Origin of the sequence: Actinomadura oligospora ATCC 43269 (assembly GCF_000518265.1) — a bacterium.
GTDB lineage: Bacteria > Actinomycetota > Actinomycetes > Streptosporangiales > Streptosporangiaceae > Spirillospora > Spirillospora oligospora.
The window spans coordinates 1-20,771 of the sequence record NZ_KI912412.1 but is presented as its reverse complement, the minus strand read 5'-3'; the positions used below and the strand labels follow the sequence as shown (position 1 = coordinate 20,771).

Below are 20,771 nucleotides of genomic sequence, written 5' to 3'. Positions count from 1 at the left end.
TTCCGATTGCTGGATGTTCCTTACTGTTTCCGCCATGCTGGGGGCATGGGAAACGGTCCCGACCGGGAGCGGGTCGCCAAGTACGTGGTGGCGCGGCGCGGAGCGCTCGGCCTCACGCAGGAGCAACTCGCCGAACACGCGGGGGTCACGGTCAAGACCGTCTACAACCTCGAGGCGGGCGGACGCTGGCCGCAGGCGCGCACGCGCGGCGCGATCGAGGCGGCGCTGCGGTGGCGGTCCGGCGACCTCGTCCTGGTCGGGGACGGGGGCGAGCCGGACGAGGCCGAGCGGCGCGAGGCGCGCGGCGACGAGGCGGTCCGCGAACTCGCCGAACTGGACGCCTACTTCGCCGACCTCCGCACCGCCGACGCCGACAAGCGCCGGATGGCGCTGGCCTTCCTCCGCGCCCTCTACAACGAGCCCGACGGACGTTGACCTGGCCCGACCCGTGACCGCTTCCGGCATTTGAGATTTTCTCGTACTGACCGGTTGTTGCGGACTTGACTCGGGGGCACACTAGGGGAGCCGGACCGGGTCAGCGCGGCCCGGCGGGCGTCGCCGATCCCGGTGCGCCCCGGGGTCCCGCTCCCATCGGATGAGGAGTGGTCGAAGCGATGCTCGCCCTCGCTATCGCGACCGGCGCCGGGTTGCTCGGCGCCCTGGCACTGGTGCTCGCGGCGGCGGCCGTCCGGCAGGGCCGTGAGATCCGTGCCGGGCAGCGCCGCATCACCCGCGAGGTGGAACTCCAGACCCGCGTCATGGCCGCCGCGGCCCGCCTCGCCGCGACGTCCGACGAAATCCCAGGTGAGCGGCCGGACGGCGCTCCGGTGCGTCCGCCGTCCGAGACCGACGGACGCCCGGACGGTTCCCCGGCGCTCTGACCGACGCGTGGCGTCACCTGATGTGACGACACGCGGACGCGGCGCTAGGGCATTCCCCCCGGCCGGGTTACAACGGACCCGATCATGTCGGTGTCCGGGCAGGTCACGGGGGAGCGGGAATGGTCCAGAAGGGAACGGGGCGGATCGGTGCCCGGGGCCTCGCTGCGCTTTCGGCGGTCCCGCTGCTGGGCGTCGCCCCCGTGGTCGGTTACCAGGTGTCCGCGGAGGCCGACGGACTGTCTGCCGGGGCGGACAAGACCGGCAGGTCAGCGAAGCTCGTGGTCCAGACGTCCGGCCCGACCGGACGGCTCATGCCCGGCCGCACCTACAGCTGGCCGTTCGCGGTGACCAACAACGGCAAGGCCAAGGCCGGGTCCGCGGCCCTGAAGGCACCGCTCCCGGCCTCGCTGGAGTACGTGTCGGGCTCGGAGAACTGCTCGTTCGCCTTGACCTCCGGAGCCGGGACCACCGCCGCGCCCGGCGGCGGGGGCAGCGCGGTCTGCGCGATCGGCGCGCTGAAGCCGGGGCAGACGGTCGTGGGCGTGCTCAGCGCGAAAGTGTCCATGAAGGCCAGACCGGGCGAGCGGGTGACGAGCACGGCCACCGTGTCGTGGGGGTCGTCGACGGCGTCGAAGCCGTTCCCGGCGACGAGCGTCGCCGAGACCGCGGACATCTCGGTCGTCAGGAAGGGGCCTGAGGCGACCTCCCCCGGACAGTCGATCGCGTACGTGACCACGGTCGGCAACGCCGGTCCCGCAGCCGCGCAGAACGTGGTGGTCAGCGGGCAGCTCCCGGCCGGGGCCACTCTGAAGAGCTCGTCCTGTTCCCTCAGCTCTGCGGGTGGCGCGACCAAGGCCGTCCAGGGCTATACGTGCAACCTCGGGACGCTTTCGGTCGGCGCGAAGAAGGAGATCCGCACCTCGATCACACCGCGTGGCCTGAAGCGCGGGCAGGTGCTGGAGGCCCCGGTCCGTGTGAGCACGTCCACGCCGGAGGTGAACCTCGCCAACAACAACACGACCTTCAAGACCCGGGTCCTGAACGGTTCCGCGATCGCGCCGCACGGGCCCGTCCACCAGCGTCCCGCCACCTCGGGACAAAAGCCCCGCAACTCTGCCGTATCGGGACGCCGCGCCGACAAGCCCGTCGCGTCGGAGCGCCAGAATCGCAAGGTGTCCGCGGTGGGGCGTCTGAGTCGGCTGTTCCCACTGCTCGAACGGACGAGTAGCGAGCGCCTGGCGCCAGCACCGCAAATCCACCGGCTCCCCGCGTCACGCGGATCGAAGCGCCCGACCGCGCCGTCCGGCGGGCGGGGCCGCACGGCTTCCGCGTCGAGAGTGCGGACCCGCGTGCTGTCTGGGATGAGCGGACAGGTCCACACGGTCAGCCTCACCAACTGGCAGGGCAACGGACTTCCCGTGCCGGGACGGACGGGGCACGCAGTCGCCCCGGCAGGCCAGCTGGGCCAGGAGCAGCCCACGCCAGGCCCCGGGCAGCTTCAGCCTCCCACGGGGCAGATGCTGCGTCTTCGTCACGCCGTCGACCAGCATTCCCACTGGGATATCCCGCGTGGCCTGCGCCGCCTGCACTTCCTTCCGCATACGGGCGACGAGAGCGGCCTCATCGTGGACGCGTCGCTCGGCCTGCTCGGCGGCGGCCTGATCCTGATGTACGTCGGACGGCGCCGTCGCGTGATCCGCTCAAGCGAGTAGGCGTTCCGCACCGTCCCGTGCCGTCCCGTCCCGTGCCATCGCGTGCGCGCAGGGTCACCCCCGCGCGTGCGCACGAGATCAAGACGTATGAGGATGGTGGGTATGCGTCTTCGAATCTTCACTGAGCCCCAGCAGGGGGCGAGCTACGAGACATTGCTGGCCGTGGCCAAGGCCACCGAGGACCTCGGGTTCGACGCCTTCTTCCGCTCCGACCACTACGTGAAAATGGGGGACGTGTCGGGACTGCCCGGACCGTCCGACGCGTGGATCACCCTCGCGGCGCTGGCCCGCGAGACGAGCCGGATCCGGCTCGGCACGCTGATGACCGCCGCGACGTTCCGGTACCCGGGCCCGCTCGCGATCTCGGTCGCGCAGGTGGACCAGATGAGCGGCGGACGCGTCGACTTCGGCATCGGCACCGGCTGGTTCGAGGAGGAGCACACCGCGTACGGCATCCCGTTCCCGAGCCTCGGCGAGCGGTTCGAGCGGCTCGAGGAGCAGCTCCAGATCCTCACCGGCCTCTGGCGGACGCCCGACGGCGAGACCTTCGACTTCGAGGGCAGGCACTACTCCCTCAAGGACTCGCCCGCGCTGCCCAAGCCCGCCCGTCCGGACGGCCCGCCGATCCTGATCGGCGGTTTCGGGGCCAAGCGGACGCCGCGCATCGCCGCGGAGTACGCCGACGAGTACAACGTCCCGTTCGCCCAGATCGGCGACACCGCCGCCGCGTTCGGACGGGTCCGGGACGCCGTCCAGGCGCGGAACCGGACGCGTCCGATGGTCTACTCCGCAGCGCAGGTCGTCTGCTGCGGCCGGGACGAGGCGGAGATCGGCCGCCGCGCGGCCGCGATCGGCCGCGAGGTGGACGAGCTGCGCGAGAACGGCCTGTGTGGGACGCCCGCCGAGATCCTCGAGAAGATCGGGAATTTCGGCGACGCCGGCGCGGAGTGCCTCTACCTGCAGATTCTCGACCTGTCCGACCTCAACCACCTTGAGCTGATCGCCTTCGAGGTCCTGAACAAGCTCTGACCGTCCCCGAACCACGGACACGGCCGACTCCCCTGTTCCGCGTACCGCACGCGACACAGCACGCGCGGTACGCGGAACAGGGGAGGGGGCGAGGTCAGGCGGTCGCGGGCGCGGTCTCATCGACGGGCGCCGTCTCGTCCTCCTCGCGGGCGCGCGGCGGGAGCAGGAAGGCGATCAGGAAGGTCAGGCCGAGCAGCCCCGCCACGATCCACAGCGTGATCTTCATGGCCGCGCCGAAGCCGGTCTTCGCCGAGTGCTGCGCGGACGACCGGACGATCGTGGCGACGCGTCCGGCCGACTGCGGGTTCGCGGCGGCCGCCGTCCGGACGTCGGACTCCAGCCGGACGCACGTCTCCGGGGTCTTCGCCTGGTCTTTCGCGGTGGCGCGGTCGTGGCCGCAGGCGCGCAGCCCGGCGACGATGAGGTCCTGCCCGGACGGCGCGACCCCCGCGGACGCGAGGTTCGCGCGCAGCGCGGGCGCGTCCCGGTCGGCGGACGTCGCGACGTGCCCGCCGAGCAGCCCGAAGAACACGGTGCCGAGGACGGCCGCGCCGAGCGCCGCGCCGAGCTGCTGCACCGCCGACAGCGTGCCGCCCGCCGACCCGGTCTCGTGCGGTTCGACCGAGGCGAGCACGATGTCGAAGAACGGCGCCATCAGCAGGCCCATGCCGAAGCCGGTGACGACCAGCGCGGGGGCGAGCTGCCACGGGTCGACGCCGGTCCCGGCGATCTGGAGCGTGAGCACCAGGGCGGCCACACCGGACGCCATGACCAGCGCGCCGGCCTGGAGCGCCGTCCGGCCGTGCTTCTGCATCGCCATCGCGACCGGGAACCCGAACACCGTCCCGACCGACCAGGGGATCTGTGACAGGCCCGCCTTGAGCGGCGAGTAGCCGAGCCCGATCTGCAGGTAGAGGGAGTAGGTCAGCGAGAATCCGACCATCCCGGCGAAGAACACGATCCCGACGGCGAGGCCGCCGGAGAAGCCGCGCTTGGCGAACACCGAAGGCGTGATCAGCGGGTCGCCGCCGCGCCGCTGCCGCCGCAGCTCGTGCCAGGCGAACACGAGGAACACCACGCCGGACGCCGCCATCAGCGCGAACATCCAGGCGGGCCAGTCCAGCTCGCGGCCCTGGACGAGCGGGTAGACGATCAGCCCGGCGCCGAGCGCGGCGAGCAGCGCGCCGACCATGTCGAGCCGGGACCCGTGCGCGTCCCGTCCGGGCGGCAGGAAGACCGCGCCGAGGACGACCGCGGCCAGGCCGAGCGGCAGGTTGATCAGGAAGATCATCCGCCAGCCGGTGCCGAAGAGGTCGGCGTCGATCAGCCAGCCCGCGAGCACCGGCCCGGCGACCGAGGACAGGCCCATGACCGGCCCGAACGCGCCGAACGCCTTGTTCATCTCGCTGGGCGCGAACATCCGGCGCATCATGCCGAGGCCCTGCGGGATCATCATCGCGCCCGCGAGGCCCTGGAGCAGCCGCGCGCCGACGAGCATGCCGGGGGAGACGGCGGTCCCGCACAGCAGCGACCCGATCGTGAACCCGGCGGCGCCGATCAGGAACATCCGCCTGCGTCCGTAGAGGTCGCCGAGGCGTCCGCCGGTGAGCAGGCCGATCGCCATCGCCAGGGTGTACCCGGCGGCGAGCCACTGGATGGTGGCGGCGGATCCGCCCAGGTCGGCGCGGATGGTGGGGGCGGCGATCGTGGTGACCAGCGAGTCCAGCATGTCCATGATCTCGCCGAGCAGGATCACCGCGAGCGCGACCCAGCGCCAGCGGAAGGGCGGTGGCTCGGTCGCCGCGGGCGCCTCACCGGTGGTGTCGATCATCATGGCTCCCGAAGGAAGAGGAACAATGTTCGTGTCCGCAAACGCAGTTCTCTAAAAGAACACCGTTCGTGTCAAGTACGATGTTCGTACCGTGGAGCGGCGGACCCGGCCGGGATAACCTCTCTCGTGTAGAGACGATATATCTCGTTCGTGGCAAGTCAAGATGTATCGCGAAATTCGCCCGCCGCGACCCGCGCTCACACCGCCGCCCTCGCGGGGCCGGAGACGCCGGAGCGCCGCCGCCCGCGAACTCGCGGGACAGGCGGCGCTCCGTGACGGCGTAGGGCTGTTGCCCCTTTCGACCTGCTAGAAGCCTTCGAAGGCGCGCTCGAAGGGCGCGAGGCGCGGCGCGCCCGGCGAGGTGTCGTAGATGGCGAGGACGACCGTCTCGAAGCGGCCCGCGAACGGTCCGCCGTCCGGACGGAGCGCGTCCGCGAACGCCTCGGCCACCTCGGACGGGTCGTTGCGGAACACCCCGCAACCCCACGCGCCCAGGACGATCCGCCGGTGTCCGTGTGCGACCGCCGCCGCCAGCACCTTCAGCGCGCGTCGGCGCAACACGTCCGGAAGGCGGGCGAGCCTGTCGTCGTCGCGTGTCGCTCCGCGGTTGGGCGCGGGCGAGGTGAGGAACGCGACGCTGTACGGCTTGTCCAGCAACGCCCCGGAATCGGTGCGGAACACCGGCACGGCGGGGGAGTAGATCACGTGGTCGGTGTACAGCGGGTCGCGGAGCTCGCGATGGACGTCGTAGTACTCGGGCGCGGCCCGCAGCGTCGCGTACAGACCGGACGCGCGCGCGAGTCCTTCCTCCTGCACGTGCGCGCCGTTGAGGAAACCGCCGCCCGGGTTCTTCGCGGACGCGAAGTTCAACGCCAACGGATCCGCCGTTCCGTCACCCTCGCCAAGGCGGCGCGCCGCCTCCAACGTGGTCTCGGTCGTCACCTCGACGCGCGTGCGCGGGGCGTCGTCCGCGACCGGCGGCAGGAGGTCCAGAAGCGCGGCGAGTTCCTTGGGACGATGCAGGATCGTCCCGTCCACGGACGCCCGCAGCGTGGCGCTCAGATCGACCTCACGGCCGGACGGCGCGCGATAACTTCCGCGCTCGAGGATCTCGAGGGTCTGGCGAGCCTGCGCCCGCTTCCGTTCTCTGCTCATCGCACGGATGATTTCGGACATACACCATGGCCTGCCAGCCATTATCGCCTTCCGGCGACCCGCCGATCAGGCCAAAAGGATCGAATCCGGTCGGGTTTCTGGCATGCTTGCTCCGTCATGGAGCCCCCTCGCCCCCGCCGGGGACGGCGCGATCCGTACCCGCAGCAGAACCCGTACGGCCAGCAGCCCTACGAGCAGTCGCCGTATGGTCCGCGGTACGACGAGCAACCGCAACAGCCGCAGGCCCCACAGCAGCCGCAGTCTCCACAGCAGCCGCGCCAACCCCAGCCGCAGCCCCAGCGCCCGCCGCAGCAACAGCCACCGCCACATCAGCAGCAACCGCCGCAACAGCAACAGCCGCAGTACCACCCGGCGCCGCTCCCGCAACAGCACGCTCCCGCTCCCACCCCGGCGCCCGACGACATGCCCGGCGGCGGGTTCTTCGACGACGACCCGCCCCAGGGCGGATACACCGCGGACGGCATGTTCGACCCGGCCGGACGCGTCGGCAGCCCGGTTCTGGACGAGCGTCTCTCCAAGGATTTGGACCGTGACTTCGCCGGAGCCGACCGCGGCCGGACGTTCACCTACGTCCTCGGCATCGGCGCGCTCGTGCTGATCGCCGGGACGGGCATCAGCGCGATGGTCGCCGCGACGATGGTGTCCGGCGGAAAGCCGCCCAAACCGCAGCTCGAACCGCAGGTCGTCCCGACGATGGGCGCGCACGCGGGGGACGTCCCGCCCGACCCGCCGACCGTTCCCATGGCGCACGAGCCGTTCATCCCCGACCACGGCACCGGCAGGTTCACGCGCGCGTCGGGTGAGACCCTGACGGCCGGCCATGGCAAGGTGCGCCGTTACGCGGTCGAGGTCGAGGGCGGGACGAAGCAGAGCAGCGCGTCCTTCACGCGCCTCGTCGACCGGATCCTCACCGACCGGCGAGGCTGGACGGCCGGAGGAAAGTACGGCTTCAGGCGCGTCGGCCCTGGTCAGCAGGTTGATTTCGTGGTCAGGCTCGCGTCCCCGGAGACCACCGACAAGCTGTGCGCCCCCACCGGGATCATGACGGCCGGACGCGGCAACTGCGCCTCGGACAAGGAGGTCGTGATGAACCTCCGGCGCTGGCTGCTGACCACCACCTACTACCAGGGACAGACCGGCTCGTACCGGGCGCAGATGCTGAACTTCGAGGTCGGGCGGATGCTGCACCAGAAGCGGGTGTCCTGCCCGGGGGCGAACAAGCCCGCGCCGGTGATGATGCAGCAGCTCGGCGGACTCGGCGGATGCCGTCCGAACGCCTGGCCCTACGACCGCAGGGGCAAGGTCGTGACAGGCCCGGAGGTTCCGTGACGGGAACAGCGGCTCCGTGACGGGCCCGGAGATCCCGTGACGGGCCCGGAGATCCCGTGACGGGCTGAGGCCCCCTGGCCCGAGTCCGTCCCTCGGCCCTTCCACCAGCCCGGACGCCCGCTAAACCGGTGGTCGGCACCGGACGACTCGGGCATCCTGGGCGGGTGTTGCTGACGATCACGACCACCCGCGCGCCCGCGACCGACCTGGGCTTCCTGCTGCACAAGCATCCCGACAAGGTGCAGCGGTTCGAGCAGGCGTCCGGCGTCGCGCACGTCTTCTATCCAGAGGCCGACGACACGCGCTGCACCGCCGCGCTGCTGTTGGAGGTCGACCCGGTCAAGCTCGTGCGCACGCGCGGGAAGAACAGCCCCGATTTCGCCCTCGGCCAGTACGTGAACGACCGCCCGTACGCGGCGTCTTCTCTGCTGGCGTCCGCGATGGCGGGCGTGTTCCGCACCGCGATGCGCGGACGCTGCGAGGCGCGCCCCGAGCTTCCGGACGTTCCGCTCCCGCTGGAGATCTCGCTGCCCGCGCTACCGTGCCGCGGCGGGCCCGAACGCGCCGAGCGCTACTTCGCGCCTCTCGGCTGGCGCGTCGAGGCCGTTCCGGTGCCGCTCGACCCCGCCTTCCCCAGCTGGGGCGACTCGCGTTACGTGAGCCTGACCCTGACCGGCGAGGTCCGGCTGTCCGACGCGCTCAACCAGCTGTACGTCCTGCTGCCGGTGCTGGACGAGGCGAAGCACTACTGGATCGCACCGGACGAGGTGGACAAGCTCATCCGCGCGGGGGAGGGGTGGCTGGCGGCGCACCCGGACCGCTCCGGAATCACCCGCCGCTACCTCGCCAACCGCCGTCCCCTCGTGCGCGCGGCCCTGGGCCGCCTGGCCGACTCCGACGACGCCCCCGAGGACGCTCTCGACCAGGCGCCGCTCGACGAGGAGACCACGTCGGCGACTCCGGAAGAGGAGCCGAAGGTCTCGCTTGCGGAGCAGCGCGCCGAGGCCGTCCTCGCCGCGTTGCGCGAACAGGACGCGCGCACGGTGCTCGACCTCGGCTGCGGCACCGGCAAGCTGCTCGCGCGCCTCAAGGACGACCGGACGTTCGAGCAGGTCACCGGCGTGGACGTGTCGTACCGCGCGATCGAGATGATGCGTCGTCGCGGCCTGCCGGACGACCCGTCCGACCCGCGCCGTCCCGCCCGCGTGCGCGTGTTCCAGTCCGCGCTGACCTACGCCGACCGCCGGTTCGAGGGCTACGACGCCGCCGTCCTGATGGAGGTCGTCGAGCACATCGACCCGCCGCGCCTGGCGGCCGTCGAGGGCGTGGTGTTCGGCGCGGCGCGCCCGGCGTCCGTCGTGGTCACGACGCCGAACGCCGAGTACAACGTCCGCTACGACGGCCTCGCGGACGGCGCGATGCGGCACCCCGACCACCGCTTCGAGTGGACGCGCGCCGAGTTCGCCGCGTGGGCCGACCGGGTGGCCGCCGGGAACGGCTACCGCGTCCGGTACGTCCCGGTCGGTGACCACGACGCGGACGTGGGCGCGCCGACCCAGATGGCCGTCTTCACCCGAGAGGAGAGCACCCGATGACCGAGATCCGGCTGCCCGAAATGGGGCTGGTCGTGCTCGTCGGCGTGTCCGGATCGGGCAAGTCGCACTTCGCGCGCCGCCACTTCAAGCCCACGCAGGTCGTCTCGTCCGACCACTGCCGTGGCATGGTCTCGGACGACGAGAACGACCAGTCGGCCAGCGGCGACGCGTTCGCGCTGCTGCACCACATCGTCCGGACGCGGCTGCGGCGCGGCCTGCTGACCGTCGTGGACGCCACGAACGTGCAGGTCGGGTCGCGCCAGCAGCTCATCCAGATCGCCAAGGACTGCGACGTGATGTCCGCGGCGATCGTGCTGGACGTCCCACAGAGCCTCGCCGCCGCGCGCAACAAGGAGCGGCCCGACCGCGACTTCGGGGACCACGTGATCCCGCGGCAGGGACGCGAGCTGCGGCGCGGCCTGCGCTCGCTCCAGGGGCGCGAGTTCAAGCGCTCCTACGTCCTGCACGGCGTTGAGGAGATCGACGCGGCCACGGTCGTGTACGAGAAGGCGTGGAACGACAAGCGCGAGCTGACCGGCCCGTTCGACATTGTCGGTGACATCCACGGCTGCCGCGCCGAGCTGGAGGACCTGCTCGGCGAGCTCGGCTACGCCGTCGACCGCGACGATCAGGGACGTCCCGTGGGCGCGAGCCACCCCGAAGGCCGCACCGCCGTCTTCGTCGGTGACCTCGTCGACCGCGGTCCGGACACCCCGGGTGTCCTGCGCCTGGTCATGGGCATGGTCGAGGCCGGGACCGCCCTCTGCGTCTCCGGCAACCACGAACAGAAGCTCGTGCGCGCGCTCAACGGCCGTAAGGTGCGGGTCGCGCACGGCCTGGCAGAGTCCTTGGAGCAGCTCGCACGCGAGCCGGACGAGTTCCGCGAACGCGCGCGCACGTTCATGGACGGCCTGATCAGCCACTACGTCCTGGACGGCGGGAAGCTCGTCGTCGCGCACGCCGGACTCAAGGAGGAGTACCACGGCCGCGCGTCCGGACGCGTCCGCTCGTTCGCGCTCTACGGCGACACCACCGGGGAGACCGACGAGTACGGGCTGCCCGTCCGCTACCCGTGGGCGCGCGACTACCGGGGCAAGGCGATGGTCGTCTACGGCCACACGCCCGTCCCGAACGCCGAGTGGCTCAACAACACGATCTGCCTGGACACCGGCGCGGTGTTCGGCGGCAAGCTGACCGCGCTTCGCTACCCGGAGAAGCAGCTCGTCCAGACGCCCGCGCACGAGGTCTGGTACGAGCCCGCGCGTCCGCTGAAGGACGAGTCCCGCGACCACGACCTGCTGAAGATCGAGGACGTGATGGACGCGCACGGCGTGGAGACCACGCTGATGGGACGCGTCTCCGTCCGCCAGGAGAACGCCCTCGCCGCGCTGGAGGTGATGAGCCGGTTCGCGGTCGACCCGCGCTGGCTGGTGTACCTGCCGCCGACGATGGCACCAGCGGACGCGTCGTCCCTGCCCGGCTACCTGGAACACCCCGCGCAGGCCTTCGCCGCGTACCGTGACCTCGGGCTGACCCAGGCGATCTGCGAGGAGAAGCACATGGGCTCCCGCGCGATCGCCATGGTCGCGCGCGACAAGGAGACGGCCGAGACGCGCTTCCGCATGGACGACGGTACGACGGGCGCGCTCTACACCCGCACCGGACGGTCCTTCTTCAAGGACGCGGCCCGCACCGACGCCGTCCTCGCGCGCGTGCGCGACGCGATCGGCAAGGCGGGCCTCTGGGACGAGCTGAACACCAACTGGCTCGTCCTGGACTGCGAGCTGCTGCCCTGGTCGGCGAAGGCGATGGAGCTGATCCGCACGCAGTACGCCGCGACCGCCGCCGCCGCGCGGGCCGCGCTCCCGGCCGCGTCCACGGCCCTCGCCCAAGCGCACGCGCGCGGGCTAGACATCGCGGACCTGCGGGAACGCACCGAACACCGCGCCGCCAACGCGGCCCGCTTCCGCGACGCGTTCGCGCGTTACTGCTGGGACGTGGACGGTGTCGGCGACCTGCGGATCGCGCCGTTCCAGCTCCTCGCCGCCGAGGGGGAGACGCTCGCGACGACCCGCGCGCACGACTGGCACATGTCCATGGCCGACCGCCTCGCCGCAGCCGACGAGTCGGGACTCGTGCGGAGCACCGCGACGCGGATCGTGGACCTCGCCGACCCCGCGTCCGAGGCGGACGCGACGTCCTGGTGGGAGCGGCTCACGGCGGACGGCGGCGAAGGGATGGTCGTGAAGCCGCTCGGCCCGCTCCCGCCGGAGCGCAAGGTGCAGCCGGGGCTGAAGGTACGCGGGCGCGAGTACCTGCGGATCATCTACGGCCCCGACTACACCGACCACCTGGACCGGCTCCGTGCCCGCTCGATGGGGCGCAAGCGGTCGCTCGCGATGCGCGAGCACGCGCTCGGGCTCGCCGCCCTCGACCGGCTCACCGCCGGCGAGCCGCTGTGGCGCGTCCACCAGGCCGTGTTCGCCGTCCTGGCCCTCGAGTCCGAGCCGGTGGACCCGAGGCTCTGAGAAGCGCTCTCAGCCGCGCCTGGGCTCAAGCGGGCGGTGGGCCCGCGACGACCGGGCGATCGAACGGGAACGGCCCGCACCGGACAGGTGCGGGCCGTCTCGCGTTCGGCGCGTGCGAGGCGCCGATCAGGTCGGTCAGGTCGTGAAGAGCGCGTGGAACAGGCCGCCGTGGTGACCGTGGTGGCCGTGGTGCCCGCCGTGGTGTCCCCAGCCCGGGGCGGGCGGCGGCGCGGCGTGGTAGCCGGACTCCATACGGCCGAGGGCCTCCAGCTCGCCGTAGTCGAGGAAGACGCCACGGCAGTTGTCGCACTGCTCGATCTGGACGCCGCTGCGGTTGTACGTGCGCATGAAGCCGTGACACTTGGGGCAGTGCATCGCCTATGTCGTCCTTCCGGTCCAGCTGTTCAACGTAATCAAAGGGTAAATCTAAGGCAGAGCGGGCAGCTCTGCGATTCTGACGCACGCACCCACGAGCCCGGTTTCCTCCGGAGCCAGATCCCTGTCCTGCTCAGCCGCCAGCCGGAGCGACGTCGCCGCGATCTGCACCACCAGGGCGCGCGACGGCATGTCCAGCACCGTCCACTCCGACCCCTCATCAGGGGGGACGGCCACTCCACCCGCTATCCGGTACGCGCGCAGGAAGCGTCCCCAGGCGTCCGGCGCCAGGATCCCCACCGCGAACAGCGCGGCCAGGCGTGCGAGGTCCCACACCGGGTCGCCGCGTCCGATGTCCTCCACGTCGATGAACCGCCACGTGCCACCTTCGCCCGCGCGCACGAGCTGGCCCAGGTGAAAGTCGCCGTGCAGCAGCCGCTCGTCCTTCACCCCAGGGACGGGCGCGTCCCCGCGCACCCACGCGGGCAGCCCGGTGAACGCGCGCCGAACCGCGTCGGCCGCCTCGCCGTCCCCCAGGCGAGACACGGCACGAGCCACCCGCGTAGGACGGCCGAACGACGGCGTATCAGCAGGCACAGGGACGGCATGCAGCGCAGCCAACAAGCGCCCGGCGTCCTCCCAGGGCGGATCGAACGGATCGACGGGCGTCCCGTAGCGCTCTAGCGTGACCGTCCGGCCCTCAACGTCGAGCGGCGGTCCCAACGGCGCGTTGAACAGTTCGGGCAGGGACGCGGCGATCTCGACGCGGCGGGCGAACTCGGGCCCGACGGCCCGTCCGGGACGGTGCGCCTTGGCGACCACGTCCCGGGCCCGGACCACCAGAACATCATTCCGGTCATAGATGACTTGCGCGGACACCACGCAAGTATCACCTGTTGAAGACCTCCATCTCCCACAGCGAGTACCCGTACTTGGTCGCCCGCTTCGTCCCGACCGTCCGGACGTAGCGCGCCTGCACGGGTGTGAACGGAACGAAGTCCACGCCACCGTTCCCGTTCGTGCGCGCGTGGACGGTCGTCCACGCCCGCCCGTCCTTGGACACCTGGATCTGGAACGCCGTCGCGTACGCCGACTCCCAGCGCAGCAACACGTACCCGACCTGCCGCACCGAGCCCAGGTCCACCCGGAACCACTGCGGGTCGGTCCGCTTGCTCGACCACCGCGTCTTCCGGTTGCCGTCCACTCCGCTCCGCGCCGGGTACCCGGACTGCTCGACACTGGACGCCGTCACCGGACGCTTCAGCGCGAGGTTCGCCTTGAGCCGGTACGTGGCGGTCAGCGTCATGTCCTGCCCGACGGTCACGTTGTGCGCGGACCCGCCCTTGTCGGACCACCCCACGAACTCGTACGCGTTCCCGCCGACGATCTGCGTCGCCGTCGGCGCCGCGACCGAGACCACCGAGCCCTTGATCACCGTCCCGCTGAACGGCGCGTTCCCGGTGCGCTGCCCCTGGGTCAGCGGGATGCCCGCCGGACTGCTCGCCAGCGTCAGTTTCGCCGTCCTCGGATGCAGCTCCACGCTCCGGGTGTCGGTCAGCCCGGACGCGTCGGTCGCGGTCAGCCGCAGCTCGATCCAGGACGGGTACTCGTGATCGGGCGCGACGAACGACCCGGACGTCCCGTCCTGCGCGGTGATCTCGTGGGTGTGGCAGTTGCTCGGGCAGTGATGAATGATGATCTGCCAGTTCAGCGCCCTGCCGGTCAGCGTCCCGTCCTCCGCGTCGGCCGCCGTCCCGGTGAACGGGACGCGGGTGCCGACCTGCCACGTCAGCCCGGACGCGGGCGTCGTGATCTTCGCGACCGGCGGCGTGGACCCGGCCGTGATCCGCAGGATCGCCGTGTCGGTCGCACCGCGTGAGTCGGTCACTTTCAACCCGACGTCGTACGCGCGCGCCTGCTCGTAGACGAAGGACGGCTGGGCGTCGTGCGAGTCCCCGTAAACACCGTCGCCGTCGAGGTCCCAGTCGTACGCGAACGGCAGGTCGCCGTCCACGTCGGACGAGGACGACGCGTCGAACCGCACGTTCAGGGGCAGCTTCCCACTCACCACGTTGGATTTGATCGTGGCGACCGGCGGGTTGTTGGCCCCCTCGTACACCCACCGGACGACCCGTCCGGCGAGCACGTCCACGCCGAACAGGTCGCCGTTCGGCCCCGCCTCCAGATCGACGATGCCGCCAGGGGACGCGTCGAACGTCTCAACACTCTTCGGATCCGGCAGGCCGTTCGCGCCCGCGCGCATGGCCCACACGCACTCGCGCGCGTAGTCGGCGAAGAACAGCGCTCCCTGGTACCGCTGCGGGTACGCGCTCCCCGTGTAGAACGCCGTCCCGCTGAGGGCCGAACTGCCCGTCCCGCACGTCTCGTTGGGCACGACCTTGGCGGAGTGCTTGTAGGTGAAATACGGCGTGACCACAGCGGACGCACCGGCCGCATAGAGCTTCTGACACATGGTGAGGCCGATGGCTTCGTAACCGGCGTAATGCCCCGCCCCCTCGTAGCAGGGCCATCCGAAGTTGGCGGCCTTCGCGGGCAAGGCCGGGATCCGGTCGATCTCCTCCCACGTGCTGAGCCCGACGTCGCCCGCCCACACCTCGCTCGTCCCCGGACGGATCGTGAAGCGGTAAGGATTCCGGAACCCGTGCGCGATGATCCGCCTGGCGTTCTCGTCCCCGGTCGTCGCGGGGTTTCCGGGCGCGGGCCTCCCCGTGTCCGGATCGATGCGGATGATCGAACCGTCCAGGGTCGTCGGGTCGGCCGGAGTGTTCACATCCTGCGCACGCAGAGACCCGCCCTCCGCCGTCGGCGCCTTCAGGTTCTCGCCCCGCTTTCCAGGAGCGTCACCACAGGGATTCTTGGTCTGCCCGTAGTCGGCATACGTGTAGGACGCGGCATCTCCCGCACCCGCGTAGAGCATGCCGTCCGCACCGAACTGGAGCGTCCCGACCGTGTGGCTCGGGAACTGCTGGCACCAGTCCTCAAGCAGCACCGTCTCGGTGGCCGGGCCCTTGTCCGCGCGCGGCGCGAGCGCGCCCGCGGCCTGAACGGGCGGCGTCAGCACCGAGATCCGGCCCGCAGCCACGCAGCCGTCCTTGTTCGCACCCGGCGGGTCCGGACACTGGTCGTCGCTACCGTTCGCGGACGGCCACCTCGGATACGCCCCGCCCAACTCGCCGTTGTACGTGTACATCACGTACACCCGCGGATCCGTAGGGAAGTTCGGGTGCAGCGCGAGCCCGAGCAACCCGCGGTCCCACCCGTTGAACACCTGCTGCCGCAGGTCCGCGTACACGACCGGGTTCGTGTCGGTGAGCGACTGGAACATCTTCACGATGCCGCTCTTCTCCGCCACGAACACCCGCCCGTCCGGTGAGAACCGCACCGCCGTCGGCGCCGTCAGCCCTGACAGGACGGTCTGCTGCCGGAACCCGCCCGGCAACGCCGCCCGCGCCGCGCCCGCGCGCATCAACGAAGCCCCCGTCAGCAGGGCCGCCCCCAGGACCACCGCCACCAGCAAGGCCACCGGACGCCGCCGCGTCCGCCGGGCCCCAGCCCCTTCGCTCACGGCCGCACCCCTCCCGAGCCCAGGTGCGGAACCGCATGATCCGCAGCTGTAGCAGGGAACGATGAACGAAAACCGCATTCATGTGGAGACCGGGACCGAACGTGGCCAGAGTGGGCAAACCGTCAACCACCGCGTGCCTTCACACGACAACGCCACCCGCATGGCGTCGCCCGAGGTCGGCCGTCAGCTGCTGGCCGTCCACACGTCCGGGACGGCGGCGCCAAGCCCGACCGCCAAGGTCCGAAGCAGCGGAACGAAGACCGTCTCCTCGTCCGCGGGCGTGAAGTGTCCGCCCAGTTCGAGCATCACGTACCCGTGCAGGGCGCTCCAGAGCTGCGCGGACACGTCGGCCGGATCGGCGGTGCCCGCCCCCGGAAGCCGTCCGGCCAGCATCGCCCGCCCTGTCGTCTCCACTAGGACGCCGAACGTGCCCGCCCCCTCCGTGAACCGTCCGCTACGGATCTCCTCGTCGTCCTCGCAGAGCGTGCCGAGCACGACGCCCCCGAACATCACCGAGTAGAGATGCGGGTTCGCCAACGCGTTCGCGCGGTAGGCGACGGCCAGGCGCGCGAGGTCGGCGAGCGGGTCATCGCTGGGCGGCACCTCCGCCAGCATCGCCGCCAGCCGCTCGAACCCCTCGTCCACGACGGCCCGCACCAGGTCCGGCATCCCGCCGAAGTGCGTGTACACGACCATCGTGGACGCCCCGACCTCGGCGGCCAGGCGGCGTGCCGTCAGCGCCTTGGGCCCCTCCTCGGCCAGCAGCCGCGCCGCCGCCTCCAGCAACCGCGTCCGCACATCCGCCGCCGCACCGGCCGGGCCCACGCCCGCGCTCGCTCCGCCGCCCTTCGTCGATGCCGGTTTCGCCGCAGCCGTTGACGCCTCGCTCATAACAGCGTTATATCCCATATAACAGCGTTATTTCGCAGCGGAGGGCAGACAAGATGACGAACGGAATCCTGGACGGCCAGTACGCGCCCGTGCACGAGGAGCTGACGGTCACCGAACTGCAGACCACCGGCGAGATCCCCGCCCACCTCGACGGCCGGTACGCGCGCATCGGCCCCAACCCCTTCGCCGCGCCCGATCCGGCGACGTACCACCTGTTCACCGGCGACGGCATGGTCCACGGCGTCCGCCTACGCGACGGCCGCGCCGAGTGGTACCGCAACCGCTGGGTCCGTCACGCCGACCTGGCCCGCCAGATGGGGGAGCGCCCCCGCCCCGGACGCGCGCACGCGGGCATGGACTACGCGGTCAACACCAACGTCCTCGCCCACGCCGGACGCACCTTCGCGCTCGTCGAGGCCGGTTGCCGCCCCTACGAACTCACCGACGAACTGGAGACCGTCGGCCCCTGCGACTTCGACGGCACGCTCCCCGGCGGGTACACCGCCCACCCGCACCGCGACCCCGCCACCGGCGAACTGCACGCCGTCTCGTACTTCTTCGGCTGGGGCGACAAGGTCCGGTACACCGTCCTCGGCACGTCCGGGCGCATCCGCAAGGTCGTGGACGTCCAGGTCAACGGCAGCCCGATGATGCACGACTTCTCCCTGACCGAGCACTACGTCGTCCTGTACGACCTGCCGGTCACCTTCGACCCCCGCCAGGCCGCCGCCGGGGTGCCGTCCGCCCTCGCCGGACCCGTGACGTCCCTGCTGTCCCGTGTCATCGGCCGCCGCACCCTGCCCGAGCCGGTCGTCGCCGCCGCCATCCGCTCCCGCCGCGGCGGCCCCCCTGGCCTCCCGTACTCCTGGAACCCCGCCTACCCCGCCCGCGTCGGCCTGCTCCCGCGCGAAGGACGCGCCAGTGACATCCGCTGGTTCGACATCGACCCGTGCTACGTCTTCCACCCGCTCAACGCCTACGAGGACGGCGAAACGGTCGTCCTGGACGTCATCCGCCACCCGCGCATGTTCGCCACCGGCAGCATCCCCGGCGAAGGCGCCCCCAGCCTGGACCGCTGGACCCTCGACCGGACGACCGGGCGCGTCAGCACCGAACGCCTCGACGACCGTCCCCAGGAGTTCCCCCGCCACGACGAACGCCTCGTGGGACGCCCCTACCGCTACGGCTATGGCGTGGGCATCGACATCGCCGGATCCGACTTCGGCGAAGGCGAACGCGTCGACCTCGCCGTCTTCGAGCCGGACGCCGTCCTCAAGCACGACCTCCTGAACCGCAAGACCGAGGTCCACCGTCTCGGCCCGAACCGGATCGCGAGCGAGTTCTCCTTCGTCCCGTCCTCCGACGCGTCCGCCGAGGACGACGGCGTCCTCATGGGCTACGTCCTCGACACCACCACCGACCGCAGCGACCTGGTCTTCCTGGACGCCGCGACCCTGGAACAGACCGGCGCCGTCCACCTCCCCGCCCGCATCCCCAGCGGCTTCCACGGCAACTGGATGCCCGCAACCCCCTGACACCGCCGGGCCCCGAGGTCGGACGGCCCGTCAGTCACCCCGCGCCGGGCCGCCCGCCACTACAAGATCATTTGGGGTTCACCCGCAGGTCGGCGGGCGCAGATGAAGATCATTTCGGACGTCGGCAGGGGCCGGTGTCCGGAAGGAGTGATCGTGAAGCGCATCGCCGTCCTATCCCTCACCGCCGCGGCCGCCACCACAGGCCTCGGCGCCCTCGCCGCCGCGCCGGCCTCGGCGGCCTCCGCATCCGCCATCTGCGGATCCGGGTACTCCGTCGTCGACTCCAAGGCCCTGAACGGCTCGACCGTCTACCTGGCCTACAGCTCGGGCTCGGGCAAGAACTGCGTCGTCACCATCAAGACCAAGGACGTCGGCAGTTCCACGCGCACCGGGACCTACCTGCAGGTCCAGGGTGCCAACGCGATCACCGACATCGACAACTACACGACCTACGCCGGACCCACCTACGCCAGCGCCGCCGGCAAGTGCGTCATCTGGGGCGGCGGCACGAACTACCAGTACTGGTACAGCGGCTGGTCGCACTGCGGCTGAGCCCGCTGACCCCCGGACCATCCAGGGGAAACACCAGGGCCCCGAGGCGGACTCCACCCGCCTCGGGGCCCTCGGCGCGACCCGCCTCCGACGACTTGGGTCTGTACCTCGGCCCGCGCATGTACTACAACAGGTAGTACTACTCATCGTCGGAGGTGCAACGGTGCACGCTCTTGTCATCGGGGCCGGACTCGTCGGCCTCGCGACCGCGCGCGGACTCCTCGCCGCGGGTCACGAGGTCACCGTCCTGGAACAGGCCCCCGCCCTGCGCACGCGCGGGGGCGCCGTCACCGTGTGGCCGTTCGGCAACGCCGTCCTGTCCGTCCTGGGCGTCCACCCCGAAACCGCCGGACAGCCCATCACCGGGGTCGACCTCCGCACCCCCACCGGCAGGACGGTCCTGAACTGCGACCTCACCGGCATCGCCCACGAAGCCGGAGCCCCCGCCGTCGTCATTCCACGCCGCGCCCTCCTACGCCAGCTCGCGTCCGGCATCCCCATCGAATTCAACGCGAACTTCGCCGGCCTCACCCACACACCGCACGGCGTCACCGTCACCACCACGGACGGCGCCCAGCACAGCGCCGACCTCCTCATAGGCGCGGACGGCGTCCACTCACGCGTGCGCGCGCGCCTGGTCGACGCCACCCCCGCACGTCCGACCGGCATGGCGACCTGGCAGGGCCTCATCCCCGCCCCCTTCGCCCCCGGGACGCGCATGACGATGATGCTCGACCGCACCCGCGACTGCGGCTTGATGGGCGCGGGCGACGGCATGCTCGCCTTCTTCTTCAACGTCCCCTGGGCATCCGGCGCCACCACTCCCGCCAACCCCCTCGCCGAACTCCGCAAGCACCACAGGGGCTTCGCCGCCCCGATCTCGGACCTCCTCGAAGCCCTGACCGACGACGACCTGGAACTCTTCCCCCACACCAGGCACCACATCCCGCGCGTGTGGGGCCGAGGACCCTGCACCCTCGTCGGCGACGCCGCACACGGCATGCCCCCGGTCATGGCCCACGGCCTCAACCAGGGCCTGGAGGACGTGGCCGTCCTGATGACCGAGCTCGCAGGACGATCCGACCTGAGCAAGGCCCTACGCACCTACGAGCGGAACCGCCGTCGCCGAGCCGTCCTGGCCGGAGCCCTGGCCCGCGACGCCATCCGCCTCACCGGACCGGCCGCCCTCGGACACAGCCTCCCGATGCTCAACCTGACGTCCCTGGCCCCCGCCAACACCGGAAACGCCGTGCTGGGAACACTGCTTCGAAGCCTCAGCCACCGCCGCCACGACGAGCTGAGCGCCCTGGCCGTCTCCCGGCCCCCAGCCGCCCTCCATGTCGTCCGCGCGTCCGCGACTTGACTCCTGCGGAACAAGTAGGTAACGTACTTCCTCGCGCCTTGAGGGATGCAGGACGCCGCTGAGCGGTGGCCGGCCCGGTGTGCGCGACCATCAACGATTATGCGGATCCGATCCGTCGTGTCCGCGTGTCCTGATGGCTCCGGAAAAGCTCGATTTTGCGAATCGGCGCGGATCTGGTGAAATAGAAGTGCTGCAGGGAACGGCCGCGAAAGCGGGCGGGAACTGCGGAATCAGAATCGGCCGGGAATTGACAAGCCGGACGGAACTGATAAAGTAAGCGAGTCGCCACGGAGCGAAAGCCGCGGAAAACGCGGACGGAGCGCGTGGGTGTCCGTTTCTTGAGAACTCAACAGCGTGTTAAAAGCCAGTGCCTTTATAGATCAGGCCA

General features: G+C 71.1%; 17 protein-coding genes. 10 read left to right on the top strand and 7 right to left on the bottom strand.

Annotated elements, in window-relative coordinates; all coding sequences use genetic code 11:
* The first annotated feature begins 45 nt into the window (after positions 1-45).
* The 4 genes from P696_RS0140210 (at position 46) to P696_RS0140195 (ending at position 3,622) form a co-directional block, all read left to right on the top strand.
* A complete protein-coding gene (locus P696_RS0140210) occupies positions 46-435 on the top strand; it encodes a helix-turn-helix domain-containing protein (protein WP_026416750.1) in 390 nt (129 codons plus the stop codon).
* 179 nt (positions 436-614) lie between these two features.
* Positions 615-881, top strand: a complete 267-nt coding sequence (locus P696_RS0140205; protein WP_157430228.1) for a hypothetical protein — start codon at positions 615-617, stop codon at positions 879-881.
* Between the two features lie 119 nt (positions 882-1,000).
* Entirely contained in the window at positions 1,001-2,593 is a 1,593-nt protein-coding gene (locus P696_RS0140200) for a DUF11 domain-containing protein (RefSeq protein ID WP_026416748.1), read from the top strand.
* Positions 2,594-2,695: 102 nt separating this feature from the next.
* A complete protein-coding gene (locus P696_RS0140195) occupies positions 2,696-3,622 on the top strand; it encodes an LLM class F420-dependent oxidoreductase (RefSeq protein ID WP_026416747.1) in 927 nt (308 codons plus the stop codon).
* A gap of 94 nt (positions 3,623-3,716) precedes the next feature.
* Here P696_RS0140195 and P696_RS51395 read toward each other — a convergent pair whose 3' ends face one another.
* The 3 genes from P696_RS51395 to P696_RS53485 all read right to left on the bottom strand — a co-directional run bounded on the left by P696_RS51395 (position 3,717) and on the right by P696_RS53485 (position 7,001).
* On the bottom strand, positions 3,717-5,456 hold the full coding sequence (locus P696_RS51395; protein ID WP_157430227.1) for an MFS transporter: 1,740 nt from the start codon (positions 5,454-5,456) through the stop codon (positions 3,717-3,719).
* 303 nt (positions 5,457-5,759) lie between these two features.
* The gene (locus P696_RS0140185) at positions 5,760-6,608 is read right to left on the bottom strand and encodes a TIGR02452 family protein (protein WP_026416746.1); all 849 of its coding nucleotides are present in this window, start codon (positions 6,606-6,608) and stop codon (positions 5,760-5,762) included.
* Positions 6,609-6,674: 66 nt separating this feature from the next.
* Entirely contained in the window at positions 6,675-7,001 is a 327-nt protein-coding gene (locus P696_RS53485) for a hypothetical protein (RefSeq protein WP_026416745.1), read from the bottom strand.
* Positions 7,002-7,031: 30 nt separating this feature from the next.
* On the opposite strand from P696_RS53485, the gene P696_RS53480 reads away from it, so the two are divergent.
* The 3 genes from P696_RS53480 (at position 7,032) to P696_RS0140165 (ending at position 12,081) form a co-directional block, all read left to right on the top strand.
* Positions 7,032-7,958 (top strand): DUF3152 domain-containing protein, encoded by a 927-nt coding sequence (locus tag P696_RS53480; RefSeq protein ID WP_051468986.1) that lies wholly within the window; start codon positions 7,032-7,034, stop codon positions 7,956-7,958.
* Between the two features lie 164 nt (positions 7,959-8,122).
* A complete protein-coding gene (locus P696_RS0140170; RefSeq protein WP_026416744.1) occupies positions 8,123-9,553 on the top strand; it encodes a 3' terminal RNA ribose 2'-O-methyltransferase Hen1 in 1,431 nt (476 codons plus the stop codon).
* Complete coding sequence (locus P696_RS0140165) at positions 9,550-12,081, top strand: polynucleotide kinase-phosphatase (protein WP_026416743.1); 2,532 nt, start codon at positions 9,550-9,552, stop codon at positions 12,079-12,081. Before P696_RS0140170 ends, P696_RS0140165 begins: the two co-directional genes overlap by 4 nt.
* A gap of 135 nt (positions 12,082-12,216) precedes the next feature.
* On the opposite strand, the gene P696_RS0140160 is transcribed toward P696_RS0140165, so the two are convergent.
* The 4 genes from P696_RS0140160 to P696_RS0140145 form a co-directional block, all read right to left on the bottom strand.
* On the bottom strand, positions 12,217-12,456 hold the full coding sequence (locus P696_RS0140160; protein WP_026416742.1) for a TFIIB-type zinc ribbon-containing protein: 240 nt from the start codon (positions 12,454-12,456) through the stop codon (positions 12,217-12,219).
* A 51-nt stretch (positions 12,457-12,507) separates the two neighbouring features.
* Positions 12,508-13,335 (bottom strand): phosphotransferase family protein, encoded by an 828-nt coding sequence (locus P696_RS51385; RefSeq protein ID WP_051468984.1) that lies wholly within the window; start codon positions 13,333-13,335, stop codon positions 12,508-12,510.
* A gap of 10 nt (positions 13,336-13,345) precedes the next feature.
* Complete coding sequence (locus P696_RS51380) at positions 13,346-16,042, bottom strand: PQQ-dependent sugar dehydrogenase (protein ID WP_170026729.1); 2,697 nt, start codon at positions 16,040-16,042, stop codon at positions 13,346-13,348.
* Between the two features lie 183 nt (positions 16,043-16,225).
* A complete protein-coding gene (locus P696_RS0140145) occupies positions 16,226-16,933 on the bottom strand; it encodes a TetR-like C-terminal domain-containing protein (RefSeq protein WP_084338989.1) in 708 nt (235 codons plus the stop codon).
* 53 nt (positions 16,934-16,986) lie between these two features.
* Here P696_RS0140145 and P696_RS0140140 point away from each other — a divergent pair, with 53 nt between their 5' ends.
* The 3 genes from P696_RS0140140 (at position 16,987) to P696_RS51370 (ending at position 20,383) form a co-directional block, all read left to right on the top strand.
* Positions 16,987-18,468 carry a carotenoid oxygenase family protein gene (locus P696_RS0140140; protein ID WP_026416740.1) on the top strand — a complete coding sequence of 494 codons (1,482 nt, stop codon included), beginning with the start codon at positions 16,987-16,989 and terminating at the stop codon, positions 18,466-18,468.
* Positions 18,469-18,621: 153 nt separating this feature from the next.
* Positions 18,622-19,020: a spore-associated protein A gene (locus tag P696_RS51375; protein ID WP_211245996.1), complete on the top strand. Its 399-nt coding sequence runs from the start codon at positions 18,622-18,624 to the stop codon at positions 19,018-19,020.
* A gap of 163 nt (positions 19,021-19,183) precedes the next feature.
* Positions 19,184-20,383 (top strand): FAD-dependent oxidoreductase, encoded by a 1,200-nt coding sequence (locus P696_RS51370; protein ID WP_051468977.1) that lies wholly within the window; start codon positions 19,184-19,186, stop codon positions 20,381-20,383.
* Positions 20,384-20,771 lie beyond the last annotated feature (388 nt).